General features: G+C 67.0%; 4 protein-coding genes and 1 pseudogene. 3 read left to right on the top strand and 2 right to left on the bottom strand.

The genetic code is table 11. The features are described 5' to 3' along the window. The 3 genes from B1L11_RS47720 to B1L11_RS44125 all read left to right on the top strand — a co-directional run. The coding region (locus tag B1L11_RS47720; protein WP_218671705.1) for a hypothetical protein at nucleotides 1–749 on the top strand (749 nt) is incomplete at its 5' end. 696 nt (nucleotides 750–1,445) lie between these two features. After that, nucleotides 1,446–1,952, top strand: a complete 507-nt coding sequence (locus tag B1L11_RS44130) for a hypothetical protein (protein ID WP_079321080.1) — start codon at nucleotides 1,446–1,448, stop codon at nucleotides 1,950–1,952. 219 nt (nucleotides 1,953–2,171) lie between these two features. Beyond that, nucleotides 2,172–2,399 (top strand): hypothetical protein, encoded by a 228-nt coding sequence (locus B1L11_RS44125; RefSeq protein WP_079321081.1) that lies wholly within the window; start codon nucleotides 2,172–2,174, stop codon nucleotides 2,397–2,399. A gap of 257 nt (nucleotides 2,400–2,656) precedes the next feature. On the opposite strand, the gene B1L11_RS44120 is transcribed toward B1L11_RS44125, so the two are convergent. Together B1L11_RS44120 and B1L11_RS44115 are read right to left on the bottom strand one after the other, a co-directional pair. Further along, complete coding sequence (locus tag B1L11_RS44120; RefSeq protein WP_079321079.1) at nucleotides 2,657–2,860, bottom strand: cold-shock protein; 204 nt, start codon at nucleotides 2,858–2,860, stop codon at nucleotides 2,657–2,659. 710 nt (nucleotides 2,861–3,570) lie between these two features. Next, nucleotides 3,571–3,959: pseudogene (locus tag B1L11_RS44115) on the bottom strand (glycoside hydrolase family 11 protein); the annotation flags it as partial.

The raw sequence follows: 3,959 nt of genomic DNA, 5'->3' as shown, positions 1-3,959 counted from the left end.
ACAAGGTCCCGGTCGGGCAGACCTACGCCGTCAGCGACGACGACGTCGCCACCGACTACTACCGCGCGACCACATTCAACGGATCCGCCCCCGGCGACCGCACCGACCTCAAAGGACAGGACCGCTACTACCAACTCTGGTACGCCCACCGCCAGGTCTTCGTCCGCGCCGCCGACGTCGACCTGCACGACGCGCAGCGGTCGCCGGTGTCCAGCACCACGCCGCCGGTGATCAGCGGGTCCGCCAAGGTCGGCGGCGAGCTCGCCGCCTCTCCCGGCACCTGGTCACGGCAGGTGGCGGGCTTCACCTACCAGTGGTACGTGGACGGCACGGCCGTCTCCGGGGCCACCGAGTCCACGTACCGGCCAGGTGTCGAAGACCTCGGCAAGAGCGTGCTCGTCGAGGTGACCGTCGACGACCCGTACTTCACGGCCACGTCGGCACGGTCGGCGGCCACCGCGCCGGTCGCGCCGGGGACGTTCACCTCGGCCGAACCGCCGGCCGTGACCGGAACGCCCAAGATCGGCCGCACGTTGAAGGCGTCACCCGGCACGTGGACGCCGTCGCCCGAGAAGGTCACCTACCAGTGGCTGCGCGACGGCGTCCCCGTCAGGGGCGCCACGGGGCGGACCTATGACCTCACGGGCCACGACCACGGCGCCCGTGTCGCCGTACGGGTGACCGTGTCGGCGAAGGCCTACGCGCAGGCCACCGCCACCTCTGCGGCGACCCGGCCGGTGACCCCCTGATATGACCGCACGGCCGGGGAGGCCTTCCCTCCCCGGCCGTACCCCGTTCAGGCGTGCCGCGGGTAGGCCGAGACGAGCTTCGCGGCGGCCTTCCTGGCCAGCTTCAGTGTGTCCTTCCAGTGGCTCGCGCCGCGGCTGAGAAATTTCGCCGGCGCCTTGGTAGGCGTACACGACCTTGGGCGTGGACCACTTCAGGCCCGCCGCCTTGAATTCCCTGGCCCAGGTCCGGTTGAGGCACGTGAGGACGCCGTTGAGGTAACTGCTCGCCGATTTCGGGTCGAGCTTCTTGATGGGTTTTTCCGGGCACACGGTGGTGGGCAGCACTCCGGCCTTGTACAGGGCGTTCTGCGTGAGGGTCTTGTCCTTCACGGGGCGGGCGGCGGCGGAGGTGGCGGGGACGAGCGCCACCGCCGTCGCGGCCGCAAGCGCGATTCGGCCGTGCCGTACCGATGTCATCAACAGGCAAATCACGGACACTCCGGTAGAGAGTGCGTCGTTCCAGAAACCCCGTCGATGCGTCTACAAATCAGACTCCACGTGGTCCGCGGCGCCCGGCTGGCGAACGAAACGAACCCGTGATCGTGTCATCAAGACCCACTTGGTTGAAGAGAGCTTCCACCGGAGGGAAGGAAATCACCTCAGGCCACGTCAGCCACCCTTGGCGCGTATGTGACTACTCCATGTAACCTCCTGGCCATGACAACGATCAATCGGGGGACGCTCCTGGAGCTGGTCCGCAACCGCCCCCTGCTCGCGGCAGAACTCCTCGGGGACGCCCTGGCCGCCGACGACGAAGAACCGATCGACGGAGGAGTACTCCTGCGGCGATTCTCTCGGCCGGACCTCATGAGCACGGACGAGCCCGCCCTGGCCGCGCGCTACCGCGAGATCGTGGCCGACGCGCGCCGGGCCCGTGCACACCAGGCGGAAACCGTGTTCCAGCGGTTGATCGCGTTCCTGCGTGCCCGCATCAACGAGGGTCTTGACCAGGCCAACGGGGCCTCGGACGCCGGGGAGCGCAACCCGCACAAAGCGGAGCGGGACCTGGCCGCGAAGCGGGACCGGGTGGATTTCCTGGAGTCCGTGCTCGTCAACGAGCTCTACCTGGCGCTCGAAGAGCACGCCCAGGCGGAGCACCTGCTGAAACTGGAAGCGTCCGCCTACAACTGGCACACCGACTACCAGGACGCCTGGCGGCCCTGAGTGACGGCCGATCTTCTGTTCCGCCTACCGCTCCGGCGAGCGTGAGCAGCGAGCATCCCCGCAGGCTGAGGCAGGTTTGGATCGCTTCGCCGGCACCTGCCGGTGAGCTTCCTCCGCCACCACAGGCCGCCGAAGCAGACCGTTGCATGGGACGAAGACAGCGTCTCAAGGCGCGAGGTTGGTTGTAAGCGGCTCGGCGAGCAGCCCATACTGGAGGGAATGAAGCCAGCCAGCGGCGCGTCCCGCCGTCACCTGCCCACCAGTCCCTTCAAACCCCCGCCTCCCGCCCCGCCTGTCGAGCAGTTCAGTGTGAACGACCAGGTCACCCATGATCGGTACGGTCTCGGCGTGGTCTTGGAAGTAGAGGATGGGGTGGCTGTGATCGTCGATTTCCGATCACAGCAGGAACGAATCATGACCCCATACAAGAAGCTGCACAAACTCTGAGACAGATGCGACGTAGGGGAAGCGCGTCGCGCGAGTACAGCTCCGCCGGCGGCACGTCGGCGGGCGCCCACACGCCGGCGTCCTCCCTCGGGGCCAGGACCTGATTCTTCATCCGACCTCGGCAGAAGCTCACCTGCCCAGACCGGGCAGCGGCGCTCGCAGGAGCGACGAGCTGCAGCACGACGGAGCGTCTGCCCGACATGAGTCGGGGCCCGCGCTTGTCGAGCGCGGACCCCGAATCACGATGCGGACCTGGGTCAGGCGAGAACGATGTTCTCGGCCTGGGGGCCCTTCTGGCCCTGGGTGATGTCGAACGACACCTTCTGGCCCTCGTGCAGCTCGCGGTATCCCCGGGCGGCGATGTTCGAGTAGTGGGCGAAGACGTCGGGGCCGCCACCCTCCTGCTCGATGAAGCCGAAGCCCTTTTCCGCGTTGAACCACTTCACGATTCCGACAGCCATGATGAATCTCCTTGAATAGGGACCGAACCGGAATCCGCACTGCACAGATTCCGCGTCGCCGGATGAGGCCCCTCCGGAGATGGCCGGAAAAACAAAATGCGCCTGAAGGTCACATCCCGCCAGGCGCACACAAGTTTCATGGGTACCGCAACTGCAACTGGATAGACCGTAGCACATGCATGGGGTGATGGACACATCCGCGGTTGAGAGAACTGGATGTCCCGGCCGCTCAGGTGCCCCGTCTGCGTCAGACCCTGGAGGCGCCGAGGCGGGGCCGAGCCTTGGCCGATCTCGACGGAAGCGCAATCCCCGGGAACAGGGCCGTTGTCTCCGGATTTCAGTGGCATCGACCCAGGTCGCATGATGGAATTCATCAATTCCCTCGCACGCGGCCACGACGCCACAGACAGGAAACGGACGCCATCCGGCGTATTTTGGCCTCGGCAAACGTCCCGACTGCCGGCCTGAATGCAGTCGGAGAGGTCCCGGTCTGGCTTGCGACGGAGTCGCCCGCCCAGGCCGCCCGAACTCGCCGCTGGTTGTCCAAGGCATCCATCAGCGTGCCGTCGACGTCGAAGAAGACGTCATGCCATCGGGTCGGCGGCGAAGGTCTCCACCGGCCGGGTCCGCAGCGCGACGATCGGCAGCAGGGTGGCGCGGCGGCCAGGAGGCCGCCGCGCCGTGAGTGCGGTGTTGCGGGTTGTGCGGAATCAGCTCGCGCTACAGGAGACCGTGGGCCAGGTCCAGTTGCCGTTGTGCTGGATCGTCACACCCCAGTTGTTGCCGCTGCCGTTGGGCTTGGCGGTCAGCACTTGGGAACTGGGGTAGCTGGCGCTGATGTTCCAGGTGGCGATGATCTTCGCCGGGGACGGCACGTTCATCGTCACGGTCCAGTTGTTCGAGCCACTGACCGAGACGTTGAGGTTGTACCGGTCGCTCCACGACTGACCGGCGGACAGCGTCGCGGTGCAGCCGCCGCCACCGCCGGTCGGAGGCGGCGTGGAGCCGCCGCCACCGGAGGTGGAGCCGCCGACCGTGATGTTGGAGTTTCCGCTGCTCTGGTATCCCTCGGTCGCGAGGATCTGGTAGTCGTGGCTGC

Origin of the sequence: Microbispora sp. GKU 823 (genome assembly GCF_002027145.1) — a bacterium.
Taxonomy (GTDB): Bacteria; Actinomycetota; Actinomycetes; order Streptosporangiales; family Streptosporangiaceae; genus Microbispora; species Microbispora siamensis.
Note: the sequence above shows the minus strand (reverse complement) of the source record. Positions and strands in the feature narration are given on the sequence as shown.

What these genes read in the sequence shown, in the direction of transcription:
- B1L11_RS44130 (WP_079321080.1), top strand. Translation starts at nt 1,446, where the DNA reads ATGACAACGATCAATCGGGGGACGCTCCTGGAGCTGGTCCGCAACCGC.
- B1L11_RS44125 (WP_079321081.1), top strand. Translation starts at nt 2,172, where the DNA reads ATGAAGCCAGCCAGCGGCGCGTCCCGCCGTCACCTGCCCACCAGTCCC.
- B1L11_RS44120 (WP_079321079.1), bottom strand. Translation starts at nt 2,860, where the DNA reads ATGGCTGTCGGAATCGTGAAGTGGTTCAACGCGGAAAAGGGCTTCGGC.